General features: G+C 53.4%; 11 protein-coding genes. 6 read left to right on the top strand and 5 right to left on the bottom strand.

Features of this window, described 5'->3' with window-relative positions; all coding sequences use genetic code 11:
• Positions 1–10 precede the first annotated feature (10 nt).
• The 6 genes from HCU74_RS00925 (at position 11) to HCU74_RS00950 (ending at position 7608) form a co-directional block, all read left to right on the top strand.
• The gene (locus HCU74_RS00925) at positions 11–1288 is read left to right on the top strand and encodes an FAS1-like dehydratase domain-containing protein (protein WP_168448518.1); all 1278 of its coding nucleotides are present in this window, start codon (positions 11–13) and stop codon (positions 1286–1288) included.
• A 91-nt stretch (positions 1289–1379) separates the two neighbouring features.
• Positions 1380–2561 carry an acyl-CoA dehydrogenase family protein gene (locus HCU74_RS00930; protein WP_168448519.1) on the top strand — a complete coding sequence of 394 codons (1182 nt, stop codon included), beginning with the start codon at positions 1380–1382 and terminating at the stop codon, positions 2559–2561.
• Positions 2562–2570: 9 nt separating this feature from the next.
• A complete protein-coding gene (locus HCU74_RS00935; protein WP_168448520.1) occupies positions 2571–3647 on the top strand; it encodes an acyl-CoA dehydrogenase family protein in 1077 nt (358 codons plus the stop codon).
• Positions 3648–3683: 36 nt separating this feature from the next.
• Positions 3684–4709 (top strand): acyl-CoA dehydrogenase family protein, encoded by a 1026-nt coding sequence (locus tag HCU74_RS00940; protein WP_168448521.1) that lies wholly within the window; start codon positions 3684–3686, stop codon positions 4707–4709.
• A 6-nt stretch (positions 4710–4715) separates the two neighbouring features.
• The gene (locus tag HCU74_RS00945; protein WP_168448522.1) at positions 4716–5882 is read left to right on the top strand and encodes an acyl-CoA dehydrogenase family protein; all 1167 of its coding nucleotides are present in this window, start codon (positions 4716–4718) and stop codon (positions 5880–5882) included.
• A gap of 121 nt (positions 5883–6003) precedes the next feature.
• The gene (locus tag HCU74_RS00950; RefSeq protein WP_168448523.1) at positions 6004–7608 is read left to right on the top strand and encodes a GMC family oxidoreductase; all 1605 of its coding nucleotides are present in this window, start codon (positions 6004–6006) and stop codon (positions 7606–7608) included.
• A gap of 262 nt (positions 7609–7870) precedes the next feature.
• On the opposite strand, the gene HCU74_RS00955 is transcribed toward HCU74_RS00950, so the two are convergent.
• The 5 genes from HCU74_RS00955 to HCU74_RS00975 form a co-directional block, all read right to left on the bottom strand.
• A complete protein-coding gene (locus tag HCU74_RS00955; protein ID WP_168448524.1) occupies positions 7871–9364 on the bottom strand; it encodes a DUF3336 domain-containing protein in 1494 nt (497 codons plus the stop codon).
• Between the two features lie 37 nt (positions 9365–9401).
• Positions 9402–10838 (bottom strand): wax ester/triacylglycerol synthase family O-acyltransferase, encoded by a 1437-nt coding sequence (locus HCU74_RS00960; RefSeq protein WP_168448525.1) that lies wholly within the window; start codon positions 10836–10838, stop codon positions 9402–9404.
• Between the two features lie 41 nt (positions 10839–10879).
• Positions 10880–12757, bottom strand: coding sequence for a carboxylesterase/lipase family protein (locus tag HCU74_RS00965; RefSeq protein WP_168448526.1), 1878 nt, complete (start codon positions 12755–12757; stop codon positions 10880–10882).
• 278 nt (positions 12758–13035) lie between these two features.
• Positions 13036–13431, bottom strand: a complete 396-nt coding sequence (locus HCU74_RS00970; RefSeq protein ID WP_168449129.1) for a rhomboid family protein — start codon at positions 13429–13431, stop codon at positions 13036–13038.
• Positions 13432–13557: 126 nt separating this feature from the next.
• Positions 13558–15945 carry a TonB-dependent receptor gene (locus HCU74_RS00975; protein ID WP_168448527.1) on the bottom strand — a complete coding sequence of 796 codons (2388 nt, stop codon included), beginning with the start codon at positions 15943–15945 and terminating at the stop codon, positions 13558–13560.
• Positions 15946–16007 lie beyond the last annotated feature (62 nt).

The raw sequence follows: 16007 nt of genomic DNA on the forward strand, positions 1-16007 counted from the left end.
AGTAAAACACGTGGCTGAAGACAATAAGATTAGCGAGGAATTTGAAAAGGCGACCAGCTACGAGCTGAAGGATGAAGATATTGAAAAAGCCAAACTGCTAATTGGCGTCGATATCGCCTGTCGCGACAAAGAACAAATCCAGACTATTAGTGAAGACAATGTTCGCACTTACGCCCAGGCCTGCGGTAGCGATAATCCGCTATTTGTAGATCCGGACTATGCCGCATCAACCCGGTGGGGCTCGGTATTTGCGCCGCCGATGATATCCGGTTTCGTTAACGCTCCGATGCTCGGGGACAAAATGGATCCAGCGCTGAAGGAAGCAACCAAGGGCATTTTTCGCGGAATTCACGCATTTATTTCCGGTGGCGAATGGGAGTTCTTCAAGCCCCTGTATCCCGGAGATACGGTGTACAGCTTCGCAGGAGAAAGCGACATAGAGGTGACGCCTTCGGAGTTTGCGGGAACCAAGGTGACTCGCTTCAACCGTTCAGTAAAAATGAATCAGCGCGGTGAAATTGTCGCAATTTACACCTATCGCTTGATTCTGACAGAGCGTAAGAAGGCGCGGGAAAAAGGCAAGAACCTGTCCATCGAGCCAGCCAATTACAGCGATGAGGATATCGCGAAGATCGATGAGCTATACGCCAACGATAATCCGCGTGGAGCTGATAAATTATTCTTCGAGGATCTTGAGGTTGGCAGCGCCCTACCTGATTCAGTACGCGGGCCGCTGACGGTTACCGATGTAGTGAACTTCCATGCGGGTGGCTATGGTTGGGTTCCCTACGGCCTTCGTACAGGTCGTTTGTGGCACAAAAATCGTAAACGCATCGCTCCCTTCTATGTGAAAAATGAGATGGGCGTGCCCGATGTTGCTCAACGATTGCACTGGGATAGCGAGTGGGCCAAGGCCATTGGTAACCCCCGCGCCTATGACTACGGGGTTATGCGCGAGCATTACCTGTATCACTACCTCCTCGAGTGGGTGGGTGACAATGGATGGGTATCGCGTTTTTATGACGAGATACGCAAGTTCAACCTTATGGGTGATACCCAGTTTATTACTGGTGAGGTTACCGGAAAACGCGAAGAGGGTGGTCAGTGTCTGGTCGACGTTGAGTTGAAAATGATCAATCAGCGTGGTGAAGAAACGGTGCGCTGTGATGCAACCGTAGTGCTGCCGAGCAAGAAAAATGGTGTAGTTGTGTTGCCTGAACCACCTCGGGACTTGCAGCGCCGTGCCGTCGAAATGATAAGTCGTCATCGCGAGCTATCGGCAAAATAAGCAAGGTGACAGAGGTAGGCTGTGGTCTGCCTCTGTCTGTACGTGGAAACAATAATGCCGGCAGTGGTTCGATCGAGATAGGAATTCCACCATGGACTTGAAGTACAGCGCGGAGTACGAAGCGTTTAGGGAGGAAGTGAAGGCCTTCCTGGAAAATAATTGGCCTCTGAAAGGCGAGGAGGCAAAGTTAAGGCGCCATCAGCAGCAGGCCCTGTTCCGCCAGCGAGCGGTTGAGGTCGGTTATCTGTATCGCTCTGTACCCAGACAATTCGGTGGCTCCGAGCAGCCTGCTGATGTACTTAAAGGGCAGATCATTCGCGAAGAGTTCGGCCGCGTGCGGGCACCTGTAGAGTTGCCGGGTGTAGGCACAGCCATGCTTGTGCCCACCCTGTTGCAGTGTGGAAGCGACTGGCAGAAAGAGTACTTTATTCCCAAAACCCTGAGTGGTGAATACCTCTGGGCCCAGGGTTACAGTGAACCCAATGCCGGTAGTGACCTGGCATCGGTTAAAACCCGAGCCGAATTGAAAGATGGCAAGTGGCTTATCAATGGTCAGAAAATCTGGAGCACTCTCGCGCAGTATGCACGTTTCATGTTCGTGATGGTGCGCAGCGAGCCCAATGCTGAGCCCAGGCACGCCGGGCTGTCGTATATTTTGGTTGATCTCAAGCAACCGGGTGTGACGATACGCCCGCTCAAACAGATCACCGGTGGCGAAGAGTTTTGTGAAGTCTTTTTCGATAACGCAGAAACGCCGGAAGACTGGATAGTGGGCAAGCCCGGCGAAGGTTGGGCGGTGTCGAAGGCAACGCTGTCACACGAACGCAGCGCCTTGGGTGGTGCCAGCGGTTCGGTGTCGCTATTTGAAAAGTTGGTCGCGCTGGCGAAATCCGTTGAAATAAATGGCGAGCCAGCGATAGTCGATCCGACAATCCGTCGCCGTCTTGCTGTTCTCGATGGATATGTCTCGTCACACCTTTACTCGAGCTACCGACAGTTGTCGATGTCGGTCAACCAGCAGGACCCCGGTCTCGTGACGAGTATGAATAAGTTGATTTCCACCAATATTGGCCACGATGTGGCTCGTCTTGCCCGCGATCTGATCGGAGATGACTTGATGTTGTCTCCGCCACAGGATCGAAAGAAAGAAGATGGAAACGAAAAGTGGATCAACCAGTTTATTGGCTCTTTGGGGATTGCCATTGCGGGTGGTACGTCCAATATTCAGCGCAACGTGATTGCCGAGCGCGGACTAGGTTTACCGCGGGAGTAAGTGTCAGCCATGAATTTTCTATTGTCTCAAGAACAGGTCGAAATCCAGCGTGCAATAGCGGGGTTTCTGTCTAAATCCTGTCCGTCCACAACACTGCACGAGATTTATGATCGCGAAGAGCCTTATGAACCATCGATCTGGCAAGGGCTGATCGAGCTGGGTGTCGGGGCGCTGATCGTTCCCGAAGCATTCGGTGGCCTCGGTATGGAAATGATCGATTTGGCACTGATTAGCGAAGTGCTCGGCGCCAATGCTGCGCCTGTACCCTTGCTCGGCCATGCCCTGGTTACACTGGCCATTATGCATGGCGGTAGCGACGATCAAAAAGCCAATTGGTTGCCTAAGCTGGCGGCTGGTGAAGTGGTCGCGACGGTCGCCTTTGATGAAGGCGGCCAAACCTGGCTGCCCGAGCAGTGGCGCTTGTCTTCCTCGACGAGGCTTTCCGGGCGTAAACGCTTTGTTCCCCACGGTATGCAGGCCAACCTCATATTGGTCGGGCTCAGCGGGGGGGGCTTTGCTCTGGTTGATGCCAGTGCCGAAGGGCTAAGCCGCTGTGCTCAGGATGGCATCGATCGGACCCGTCCGGTGGCGGAGTTTGTGTTTGACCAAGTGGTCGCTGACCCTTTGCCGGGCGCCGAGGGGTTAGCAGAAAAGGTGCGGGACGCCGCTCTGGTGTTGTTGGCTGCAGACAGTTTTGGCGGTGCCAGTCGCGCGGTAGAGAGTGCAGTGAGTTACGCCACGATACGCGAGCAGTTCGGTCAGCCTATCGGTCGCTTTCAGGGTCTTAAACACCAATTGGTCAATACCGCTGTAGAGGTCGAACCTAGTCGCGGACTGTATTGGTTTGCGGCTCATGCTTTTGACCACATTGCCGGCAAGGCAGAACATGCAGCGGCGCTGGCGAAAGCCCACCTCTGTGATCGCTATTTGCAGACGGCACGGGATACTGTCGAAGCCCACGGTGGAATTGGTTACACCTGGGAGTGCGACGTGCAAATCTATGTGAAACGCGCGATGTTTAATTTTGCCTTCATGGGGCAACCTGCGGTTCATTTCGATCGCGCCGCCGATTTGGCTGGCTGGTAAGCGGGTGTTTCCAAACGAAGGCAACGAGGTAGCAATGTGAATCTACTGTTAAGCGACGAGCAGCAAATGATAGCTGATGCCATCGGCGATGTGCTGCTTCAAGAATACCCGCTTGATCGCCTGCATGGGGGCAGCGCGACAATGGCGCCAAACCAGTGGCAGCAGATAGCCGAACTGGGCTGGTTGGGTCTGGGTCTTGACGATGGGGTTGGTGGGGTTGGCTACGGTTTAGCCGAGGAGATGCTGTTGTGCAGGGCCTCCCAGCGTCATCTTTTGTCGCCTTCGCTGTTGGCCGCAATACTGGGAGCACATGTTGCTGCGGTAAACGCACCTGAGGCAGTCGCGGGCATTGTTGCAGGAGAGACGACGGTTGCTCTGGCGGTTCCCCGCAAGCCGGTTTCTCTACTCGAGGATCTTCTGGACGTTGAGTTGCTGTTGATCGATCCCGAGAATGCCGAGTATGTCCTGCTGTGGGATACAGAGGCCGCAGTGATGCTATCGGCCTCGCAGTTAAAACAGGTAGCCGTGGCTGGTGTCGATAACAGCATTGGCTTGTCTGTGGCGAGCGGCAGTGTCGCCCCCTTTGTCAGAGCTACACGTGGAGAAGCTGATATTTACGCGAGAGCGCTGGTTCTGCTTGCCGCGATGGAAACCGGATTGGCGGAAGGTGTACGTGATATGGCGGTGGACTATGCCAAGGTTCGCGAGCAATTCGGGCAAGCCATCGGCGCGTTTCAGGCGATCAAACATGCTTGCGCCGATATGGCCTGCCGCGTAGAGGCCGCAGATTGCCAGCTGCGTATGGCTGTTGTTTCGCAATCCAGTGGCGAGACAGATCTGTTGGTGCAGGCGGCTGCGGCGCGTCTGCTGGCGGGAGAGGCCGCTCGGGAAAACGCCACGCGCAATATTCAGGTTCACGGAGCGATGGGTTACACCGCTGAATGTAATGCGCATTGGTTTCTGAAGCGTGCTCGCTTGCTCGAGCAGGTCAGCGCACCGCCACGGCACCTCCAGCGCCATGTTCTGGGTCTGCCGGTTGGGCGTTTTGAATCAGTAGGGTAAGTCATTATGGATATCTCGTTTTCCGCCGAAGAACAGGCCTTCCGCGAAGAAGCCCGCGACTGGCTTCGCAGCAATGTACCTATGCAGCCCCGGCCTCACCATGGCGAGGCAATGGTAGAATTTGACCGCGCCTGGCAGCGTCGGCAATTCGATGCAGGCTGGGCGGGGGTGGCCTGGCCAAAGGAATTTGGCGGAAGGGGCTTGAGCCTGTTGCAACAATTGATTTGGCTTGAAGAATACGCCAGCGCGGGCGCTCCTGCGGTGGGGTGTTACTACGTAGCCTTAAACCATGGCGGGCCGACCCTGATTGCGCTTGGTACAGACGAACAGAAGGCATTTTATCTGCCTCGAATACTCAGTGGCGAAACGATCTGGTGTCAGGGCTTCTCGGAGCCGGGTGCTGGCTCCGATCTGGCCAGCTTGCGTATGAGAGCGGAAATCGACGGCGATCATTTGGTCGTTAATGGTCAAAAGATCTGGACCACCTACGCTCAACACGCCCGTTATCAGGAGTTATTGGTACGCACCGATAGCAATGGCCCAAAGAAACACCACGGTATTACCTGGGTCATTTGTGATATGGAGTCACCAGGCATTGATATTCGACCGATCAAATGTATGGATGGTACAGAGCACTTTTGTGAGGTGTTTTACGACAACGTCCGTATTCCGCTGAAAAATGTTGTGGGCGATATCAATGATGGCTGGCGTGTCACCATGACAACATTGGGCTTTGAGCGGGGAACAGGCTTGCTCTTCGATCAGATCGAACTTAATAATTATGTCGAGCACCTGTTGGAGCTATGCCGAAATAAAGCACTGCCCGGGAGTGTGGGTAGAGCCATCGACGACGGAGAGCTGATAGCCAGGCTCGGTAATCTGAAAGCGGAAGTCACTGCGCTTCGCGCCATGAGCTATAAAACCATTTCCACCGCACAGCGCGGAGCGCCGGGGCCGGAGGCGACGATGGTGGCCTTGTATACTGTCGAAACCATGCAGAAGGCCTTTCGTTTGGGTATGGAGCTACAGGGTGGTGATGCGTTGTTGTTGCCCGGCCATCCCGGCAGTATGCAGTTCAATTACCTTAATTCCTTTATTCATACAATTGGTGGTGGGACCTCGGAAATTCGTCGAAATATTATTGGCGAGCGGGCTTTGGGGCTGCCGAGATAGTAACCACGTGGCATTATTATATCACTGTACAATAGCGTTCTTCCCCTGTGCTTTTCACCGAAATACGGTTGAGTTGAGCAAAAAATAACAGAGTAGAATGAGCAGGCGTAAAAGATAAATTATGAAAGAATTTGACTACATTATCATTGGTGCCGGCTCCGCTGGATGTGTTCTTGCAGAAAGACTGTCTGCCGATGGTACAAGTTCGGTGCTGCTTATCGAAGCCGGCCCCCTGGATCGCAGCCCGCTCATTCATATGCCGAAGGGTTTCGGCATGCTGCTCACTGATCCGAAGCACTCATGGAAGTACCAGGTAAGTCCCGAGGAGGGTAATGGGCACCGGCAGGAAGCCTGGTCCCGGGGGAAAATGCTCGGCGGATCGAGTTCGATCAACGGTATGATGTATACCCGCGGTCAGCCAGAGGATTTCGATGGGTGGGCAGCGTCCGGCTGCAGTGGTTGGGCCTGGGAAGATATGCGTCGAGCCTACAAGGCCATAGAAAGTCACGAGCTTGGGGGTAATGACTACCGAGGTGGTGACGGACCGTTGAAAGTGTCTTTATCAGCGGAGCATTATCCTGCTTGCGATGCGTTTATCAAGGCGGGTGGTGAGCTTGGGCTGAAGGTCAGGGAGGACGTAAATCAACCTGACCAGGAAGGCATCGGGTATTCCCCGCGCACCATATGGAAGGGCAAACGACAAAGCGCTGCTGTGGCTTTTTTGCATCCGGCAAAGCATCGAAAGAACCTGACAATTTTGGTGGATACCTATACCGAAAAAGTGGAGTTTGACGGTCGCCGCGCGAGTCAGGTCTTGTGTCGTACAGCAAATGAGCGAAATCGTTTTTCGGCAAAACGTGAGATTATTGTTTGTGCTGGCGCGATTGAAAGCCCTGTGTTGCTGCAGCGCTCCGGTATTGGTAATGCCAGTCAACTTTCGCCACTGGGTATTGACGTTATATCTGACCTGCCGGGTGTCGGTGGCAATTTGCGAGAACACTTTTTGCATGCCATGCAATACCGCGTGAATGCACGGCATCTCAGCCATAATCACCAGTATGGCGGTATTAATCTGGTGAAGAATGCGCTGCGCTATCTTGTTAGCAAGCGCGGTGTACTGGCGTCAACGTCCCATGAAGCGGTAGCCTTCGTCAAAACCCGCAAGGAGCTAGATCGTCCTGATGCGCAGATTGTGATGACGCCGTTTTCGCTGGACTTGCCTCTTGGCGAACAGGTGACCTTTGAGAAACGCCCGGGTATCCAGATATTTTCCTATCCACTCAGGCCAGAAAGTCAGGGCAATATCGCCATTGTCAGTCACGATCCCAGTGTTGCGCCGGTAATTCAGCCTAACTATTTGGCTCACGACTATGACAAAAAAGTGAGTATTGATGCGTTGAGGATAATACGGGATTTCGCGCGGATGCCCTCCTTGTCGCGGATTGTCGAAGAGGAGATACACCCAGGCCCCAGCGTTAATTCAGACGAGGAGATTCTCGACGCATATCGGAACTTCGGCCAATCCGGGTACCACGCTGTCGGCACCTGCGCGATGGGCACTGGTCCGGGTGCGGTGGTCGATCCTGACCTGAAAGTCAAAGGTGTTCAAGGGCTCAGGGTTATGGATTGCTCGGTGATGCCGACAATGGTATCGAGCAATACCAATGCGCCAACAATGGCGATGGCGTGGCTTGCGGCGGAACGGATAAAATCCGGCCCTAATTAAGTCCCGGGAAATATCTTCTTTTCAGCGTGTAACGGATTTTGTTATCTGTTGCCGAGGAGAACGCTAAAGGTAGCCAGTCGACCTATAGCGAGTTCATGGATACTGGCAGCGATCAAGGATTGCTAAACAACACCGGTTTCGAAATTCATGGCTGAACTGTGCTGCTATAAATTTCATCACGAATGCCATTTGCACTCAGGTATTGGGGGCTTATCTCGGTAGAATTTGAGCGCTGTATGGTGATTTGAAATCGGTATCCATGTTATCGGGGAGAATTCATTATAGACGACTGAATTCCCTTTGGTTGATCTGTGCTTTCTATCAGTTCATCCAGTTTTCGACTCGGGCTGAGGGAGTTTTTAATCTGGGCGAGTCGGGGCCACACTGCTCGTCGTCCTGCCAGAATAAGATTTTCGATTTCATTGCCTTTGTACATAAACAGAATGTTGGAGCGTCGGTAGTCCTCGCGGCGTAGGATGACATTGATATCTCCAGTGTACTCTTGATCCAGCAGGCGGTGGCCGATGGTGAGTATGTTCCCCAGAGGTTGAGCGCGGGGTGTTTTTTCCAAAGTATTCTGGCCGAGTTTTAGCGCTTCAAGGCTAGCGTTATAAAAAAATCGTCGTGCGGAGCTATATAGGTTGCTGCGTGAAACAGCGGGTTCTGCGGTGAAAGGCAGAGCCAAGGGATTGATCAGGCTGACAATATAGTGGTTAACGCCATAGAGTCTGGCGAGACGTTTAGCGGGTAGGTCCTGAATCATTGAACCGTCTACCCAGCGGCGTGATGGCAGGTAGGGTATGAGGCGTCCGTGACCATCTTTGCACTCCAATTGTACAGCGCTGGTCATTCCGGGAACGGCGGAAGAGGCCATAGCAGCGGAGCGAAGTGTCACATCCGGTGAGGTGATGGCGTTCAGCAGTCGTGCTTTTTGGTGACGCTCCACCGGTGCTACGGAAATATTGATATAGCGTCCGGTGTGTTCGTAGGCTTCTTGAAAGGTCATTTTGCTGCAAAAACTATCGATAAGTTCGGTTCGGATTTCGGCAGAGATTTTACCGCTGCGGTCGTTGAGGCTCTGCCAGACTTCTTTGCCTGTAAGTCGGGAATAACGTTTGCGCTCAAAATAGCCCGACGCGAATTCTTCATCTGTCATTGCGCCAACCTGGACGCTGACCCATGATCCGGCGCTGGCACCTGAGATTACATTCGGTAGGCAACCTTGTTCTGCCAGTTCCGCGACCACCCCGTGGTGAAAGTAAATTAAACCTGCACCGCCGCTTAACATTAACGCTGAGCGACCATAGCAATGACTGGCTCGGCGCAGAAAGTCGGTTTTTTCGTTGTGCTTCAGACCTTGGCGCGGGTCCTTGCTGATGAGCTCGAACGCCTCTGTGAGACTGGCGATATACTCCTCGATCAGGTGCTTGGTGCCGACTTTGCTGCGGTGGTATAAGCGGGCATCGCCCATTCCCCCCATATTTCCGTGAACCCCTTCATTGAGGTGACGCAGGAGAGCGCTGACATCTCCGCTGTGGAGCAAGGTGTCGATCCGAGATTTCCTGCGCCGAATCTCGGCGTAGTCGTAAAGACGAGTGCGTTCGACGGCCCGCCATTGGTACAGGCCACTGATTTCGTCGTGTCGATTAGCTAGGGCCAGCCATTCGTCATAGTGAGTTGCGTTGGCCATGGCGCGACCCACACTGTCGAGGTCGGGCGCTTGCTTCATCAGTGATACTATTTTATGAACGCTCAATTTGAGTCTCCGGAAGTGAGTGCCGCAGCGGCTGCGATTACTGCTTGGCTTTTCCCGCTTTGGTTGATCTGGTGCGTGTCGGGACTTTCTTCTTCTGTTGCTTTTTTTCCAGAGCTTCGAGCTCATCAAGGAGGTATACCGACACTTTCTGGATGTGGGGCAGAATGTCCGGGCAGGAGGTAAACGCGAAGTCGAGGTTGCCGTTGTAGCTACTCACCGTGATATTGACGCCAGCACCCTCTACTAACACTGATGGAATATACCAGGACTCCATTTTGGCGCCGTTGTAATAGAGCGCGTCTTTTGAACCCGGTACATTTGAAATGAGCAGATTGCTGAAGCGCCGAGCGATACTGTTTTCCTTCGACGCCAGATCCAGCATGGCGGGAAGGCCAGTCATAACCATCCATGCCTGCATGCCCTGGGGAGACATTTGCTGCATGTGCTCCTTTGCCGTTTTGCAGCAGTCCATGACGTATTGCATTCTCAATAGGGGATCTTCGATATGGCTGCCAATGGGAACCAGTAGGTTTGCCAAGGCATTTCCGCCGCTCATTGAGGCATCATTGCTTTTAAGTGCCATCGGGACCGCTGCGACCAATGATTTTTCAGGCAGGGCGTCGATCTCGGGCAAAAAGCGATGCAAAGCACCGCCGATCAGGGTTAGCACGGCGTCGTTGATGGTTGCGCCTTCCACCGAGACTGCGCGCAGGCGCTCTATACTGATCGACTGTGTAGCGACGCGGCGCCGCCATGTCAGAGAATCGCCCATTGGCGATTTCGGTGCAGTATAGGGTGCGATTAATTCACTGTTTTTATCTGTGGCCGCGATGAGTGATTCGCGGGCTGCTGCTGTCAGGCTTTTTACTGAGCTAAAGCTGCTTTTAATTTGCTTGCGCAGCACGTCCGGCAGAAGTCTAGGGCTTTCCTTGATTTCCTTGTGGACTGATTTTGGTAGACCAACCGCCCAGAATGGCACCATATTCCGCTTTTCCGGGTCTGTGCTGAGCATACAAGTTTGCCAGCGTAGGCCTCGCATTCCATCGAACATGGCATGGTGGCCTTTGGTCAGAATGGCAAAACGCCCATCGTCCATCCCCTCTATCAGGTGGCATTCCCATAGGGGACGGGAAAAATCGAGCGGCTGAGAGTGAATATGGGAAACAAGTTCGCCAAGCTCCTTCTGGCCACCGGGCGAGGGTAAGCCCCAGCGGAAAAAGTGTTGATCCAAATCTACGTGATCAAGGGTTTCCCAAACGGGAGCGAGCTTTCGTATCAGCGAGTCCTGGTTTAGTTTCCAATTGCAGGGTGCCTCGCTGACGGGGATTGCGCGCATCGCGTCGTAGAGTTTGCGCAGGAAGTCGGGGCCGGCGTCGGCAGGGGGAGAAAAGATCTGCAGGCCGCAGCCGTGACGGGGGGCGTTTTCTGCCTCTGTATGGACGAACATCGCGTCAAGTAAGCCTAGCTTTTGCATGGTGTATACCTTATTAGTGTTTGTGTTATTTCTATTGTGTGTCAGCGAGTTTGCGCTGGCCTGCAGGCCTCTGCTTGTTTTCTTTTGCTTCCTCCCGGTTGGTAGTGCTCCAGACCGGGATAGGGTATTGAGTCCCAGTAGTCGCCTTGTACGCCATAGATAAACAGCCTGGCGTAAAGGCGGCAAAGTTCATCCGATGAGGTCTTCAATCGGGGGTCTTGCAGCATTCTTCCTTTAATGTGTTCAACGCTGACTATGTTCCGCTCCATTCGGCAGGCGGAATGCACCGGTGAATCGAGTATCATCAGATTAGCTTGCAAGGTTCCACTGTCGGCGGGCCAGGGCGTCCATTGCGGGAGTGTTTGCTTGCCGTTTGAGCTGGGGTGGGCGCTAGTGGCGAAGGAAATCCAGTATTGGCGAATGGCTGCGCTGAGCGCAGTCATTTCCCGAAAACGCCGGCGGCCCAGAAGAAAGCGCAGCCAGGGACGCTCGGCAATCAGCCCGAACATAAACATAACTTCAAGCCCGTGTCCGGCACCGATAAGCACGGAAAGGTTTATCAAGGGCAGTCGCGGCCAGTCGTCCCAGTCAAAGCGGTAGGCAAAGACCGGGGCAGTGTTGTGTTTGACCAGACTTAAGGCGACTTCATCGACCGCAGCTGCCCGCCACATTTCCGATAGATAACGTCCATCGCGTTCGTATATAACAGGGTCCTTCGGCGTGGGTATTCGGCCAAAGCGCATATTGACGTAGTCGTCCGTATCGCCGGCCATAAACAGTTTGAATTCGTCGCGGTTGGCTCCGACCATCAGGGGTACTGGATTGTGCTTGTCGGGGTCGGCGAAAGCCTCGTGCCATGAGCAAGTGGGGAACACGGCACCATCGGCTATGGGGCTCGGTGTAGCATACATGCCCATTATCACTTCATTGAAGGGACTCAATAGTTCTTCGGCGCTCAGGCTGTAGAGAAAATCCCTAATTGCATCGGCGTCCATCGCGTCCTGCAGTGTGCGTGCTTCAACAGCGGAGTTTGCTCGACCTGTTTTTTGCAGGAAGAGATTAATCATCTCCCTGGAGCTGTGGCGATGGCCGGGAGAGGGGGCATCTGCATAGTTTTGGGCTTGGTCGATGGTGTGATGGATGGTCACCGCGCTTTGGGCAATCGCGCGATGAAATAACCCTCGGGCCTGAGGTACCAACACCATGCTCAGCGTATTGATCCCGCCTGCCGATTCGCCAAATACGGTTACGTTGTCGGGGTCACCGCCGAACTCGGCAATATTATCCTGTACCCAACGCAATGCCTGTACACAGTCCAGTGTGCCAAAGTTGCCAGAAGCGTCTTCCGGTGTTTCGGCCTCCGCGCTCAACGCCGAGTGATAAAACCAGCCGAGTATGCCGAGGCGGTGGTTAAAGGTGACGACCACCACCTCACCGTTGGCGGCGAAGTAGGGAATGTTGTATGCGGAAAGGTCGGCCGCGCCGGCAGAGTTACCGCCACCATAAATCCACACCATCACAGGAAGTTTCTTACCGGACTTTTCCGGCGACCAGATATTCATATACAAGCAGTCTTCGCTGCCGGCGGGCCGATTGTAGGCTTCTTTGGGGAAGCCGCCGCTGGCGCTGCCGATTTGAGCGGGTTTGTTGCCGGCCTGCAGGGCGTCGCGCACCCCAGTCCACGGCGTGGGTGGGCGGGGCGCCTTCCAGCGTAGTTCACCCACGGGGGGCGCGGCATAGGGGATCCCTTGCCAGGACAGCAAGCCATTTTTATCCCTGAAGCCGATAACCTCTCCGTAGCGGGTGCGGCGAAGACTCTCGGGAACAGCGCTGCGTTCCTGATTCGTTGCGGAATTTTTTTTGAGCAAATAGATCGCGCAGAGGATTACAGTGAGAGTGGCGATCGCGAAATAAGGCATGACGTTCCTCAGTAGCACTGATAAATGTGTGTGAGCATACTTGCGTAGCTACCAGAGTCGCTTTGGTTTTGTGAAATATGCGCATATAGGTGTCTCAGCGTTCAGCCGCTACATTTCCGATCAATGAGCTCGCGCTGGGGCATCGTTTTTGGAACAAATTGCCAATCGTTTTTAGTCTTTTAAAAAGCATACCTAGTTATACAATAGCCTATTGCCACGTATATAACAAGCTTGGGCTACTCCTGGGCGAGTCAGGGAGCAAACGTAACCCTTTACTGTTATTTCCCTCGGCCGGGACAGAAAGTCTGGGATATACGCCATATAAGCAATGCTATTATCGCGACAATGACACCCAGCAGATGTGCTTCTACGGCAACCCGTGCATTAATCAGCGGAGCGATGGGAATAATCGAGGTGCCAACCAGGGTTTCAAATGCGATTTTTACGATAACAAGCCATGCTATAACCAAGGACATCCGTTTGCCCTGGAGTGCGTCCAGCGCAGACAGTAAAAGCAGTATTCCGTGAATTAATCCCGATAGGCCGTAGTAATCTTCCTCGCCTGGAATAACCATAAAGAGCGATACGCCGAGAATTAATGAAAACCCGGCAGTCACTCGCCATATACCGATACGTGATAAGCGGTTTTCATACAGAACAAAGACAATTGCCAGCGCGCTGACATTTGTTTACCCAGGCTGGGCTGATATGGCGTGCGCCCCTGAGAGCGCTTGCGCGTTCGGCATGCTCTGCGTGCTAAAATCGCACTCGTGTTCGCAGGGAGCGGTCTACGTCATATGTCAGTACTTTAGCGTTAGCTGCGCGGCGATAGTTCGTGGTGGTGCAAGAGCGCCAAAGTAGCTGGGGTTCTCAAAAGTCGGCAACAGGCTGGAAAGCGGTGCAGTCGCTTTGAATGACAGATTGCGCTCATTGGTAAGGTTTCTTCCGATCAGCGAAATCGTCCAGCTTTCGTTAATACTGCCGAAAGAGAGATTTCCGTTTACCGTCATAAAGGCGTCGCGATAAGTGTTGGGGTCGCCGAAAGCATCAAATAGTGCGTCATCGGTGTAAGAGGCCTGTACACTGGCGTTCACGCTGTAAGAATCAAGCACCGTGCCTCTGTAGCGCATACCCGCGCTTCCGGTATTTTTCGGAGCATTTGCCATACCCTGTCCAGATAGATCCTGGACGCCGTCTGTGCAGCCTTCGCTTTCTGTTTGACCGCCGTAGCATGGGGCGTCTGCAAATGTCTCATATTCAGCGACGGTGTAGGCATAAGCGATGGAGAGCCATAATTGCTCGGTCAGAGCGAGTTGCCAGTCTGACTCAAAACCCTCGGTCGTTGCACTGCCTGCGTTGGTGGCGATCAGAGTAAACTGGCTGGACGGCAGGTACTGAAGCTGCAGATTGGTGTAGTTGCTTTGGAATGCTGCTAGAGATAATCGCATTCGGCCATTAAAGGCCTCGATTTTGGTGCCGACTTCAATCCCGTCTACCGTTTCATCGTCGAACTCAAATTCCTGAGCGGGCTCGCCGTTGGCGTCTACTCCCGAAATGCTTTCAAATCCGCCTGATTTATAACCCTCTTTATAGGTTAGATAGAGTTGTGCGGAGTCTAGGTAGTCGGTGAGCAACTCGTAGTAATCCCACTGAAGGGTTGCGGAAGGGTGGAAGTATTCAACCTCGCGGGTGCCCTTCAGGTTGTTAATGTCTGTGCGACCGATAAAGGTTCCGACCGCCTTCCCGCCGCGCTCATTACTTTGGGGGTCGCGAAGGTCTCCGGATATCTGGTTATAAAGTGCATCCTTGGACTCGATGTTGTAGCGTGCGCCGAAGTTCAGGCTTAGTGCCGAAGTGATTTCCCACGTTACATCTCCAAAAACAGCAAAGGTGTCTGAGGTGGTTTCAAGGCTCGCGGCAGAGCTAAAGCCCGCTCCATCCAGGGTTAAGCCGCTCAATGTATCCAGCAGTGCGGCAGGCAGTAATATCTCGGCAACGACGTTGGGTAAGCGGAAATCGGCAAAGGTCCCCGCCGCTCTATTCTGCGATTCGTAGTAAATACCCAGCATGGGGGTTAGCTTGTTGAATTCATTAAAGTCGACACGAATTTCCTGAGATATCGTGCGGCTTTTATCGGGAAAGCCCGCATCGATAAACTCGGTATTGGTATAGTCAGTATCGACCCCCGAGTAGGTGTCCAGAGTCTGGTAGCCGGTAGTTGATGTGACTGACAATCGTGAAAACTCGGCCTCCAGGGCTAATGTGTGGCTTGACAGTTCTCCGAATTTGCCAGAGTTGTCGATTCCACGTTGATAAAGCGGCTGCGCGGTGATGCCGCCGATCAATTGCCCTTCATAAAGAACGTCATTCGCCTGACAGTCGTCGGTGCTGCCGATCGAGCCGAGAAAGCTACGGTAGGTTGGATCGCATTGCATAAGCTCTGACCCGATGCCGACCTCCTCAAAGTCGCTGTGAAAATAGATGTGGGCGACAGACAGATTATCAGTTGCTGCCCATGTGAGGGTGGTGCGGAGCAGGTCTCGCGTTAAATTGGGCGAATTCTTGCCTAAATAGGTTTGTTGATACCCTGTGTTTTTCCGTCGTTGGGCGGCGATCCTTCCGGCTATGCGTTCGGTCAGAGGTGCGGCTATCGCGACCTCGAACAGTTGTTCTTCTGTCTCTGGCTCATAGCTGGTGCGCAGGGAGGCTTCCAGTTCCTGTCCGGGGCGGCGTGTCATCACATTGATCAGACCGGCCGTCGTATTTTTGCCAAAGTCTACTCCCTGAGGGCCTCGCAAGACTTCGATTTGCTGAATATCGAACAGCCCACTTTGGAACCACTGAGCGTTGGTGTAGAACTGTCCGTTTATAGCCAGTCCAACGGTCATGTCGAAGGGGTTCAGGGAGCTTATTGTACCGATTCCGCGCATGGAGACAGAGGGCACCCCGGTAGGAGATTTTGATATGTCGAGGTTGGGAGTCGACTCGGCAATATTGTTGAAATTTGACGAGCCAAAGGCGTCCAGTTCTTCACCGGAAATGGCCGACACCGAATAGGTGGTGTCCATCAGCGATTCATCGCGCTTGCGAGCCGTAACAACAACCTCTTCCAGCATCTGTGACAGTGCGTCCAACGGGGTAAGCGAGAAGGCCAGGACGGAAGAGAGCAGGACTCGGTGCGTTTTCATGGTAAGGATGCTATCCATTGTTATCATCATTATTTTGAAAAAAAATAGTAATCTAAGTGATA

Source organism: Spongiibacter thalassae, assembly GCF_012272835.1.
Taxonomy (GTDB): domain Bacteria; phylum Pseudomonadota; class Gammaproteobacteria; order Pseudomonadales; family Spongiibacteraceae; genus Spongiibacter; species Spongiibacter thalassae.

Excerpts from the sequence above, each read along its gene's own strand:
- HCU74_RS00975 (WP_168448527.1), bottom strand. The coding sequence starts at position 15,945 with ATGAAAACGCACCGAGTCCTGCTCTCTTCCGTCCTGGCCTTCTCGCTT.
- HCU74_RS00960 (WP_168448525.1), bottom strand. The coding sequence starts at position 10,838 with ATGCAAAAGCTAGGCTTACTTGACGCGATGTTCGTCCATACAGAGGCA.
- HCU74_RS00935 (WP_168448520.1), top strand. The coding sequence starts at position 2,571 with ATGAATTTTCTATTGTCTCAAGAACAGGTCGAAATCCAGCGTGCAATA.
- HCU74_RS00945 (WP_168448522.1), top strand. The coding sequence starts at position 4,716 with ATGGATATCTCGTTTTCCGCCGAAGAACAGGCCTTCCGCGAAGAAGCC.
- HCU74_RS00930 (WP_168448519.1), top strand. The coding sequence starts at position 1,380 with ATGGACTTGAAGTACAGCGCGGAGTACGAAGCGTTTAGGGAGGAAGTG.
- HCU74_RS00950 (WP_168448523.1), top strand. The coding sequence starts at position 6,004 with ATGAAAGAATTTGACTACATTATCATTGGTGCCGGCTCCGCTGGATGT.
- HCU74_RS00965 (WP_168448526.1), bottom strand. The coding sequence starts at position 12,757 with ATGCCTTATTTCGCGATCGCCACTCTCACTGTAATCCTCTGCGCGATC.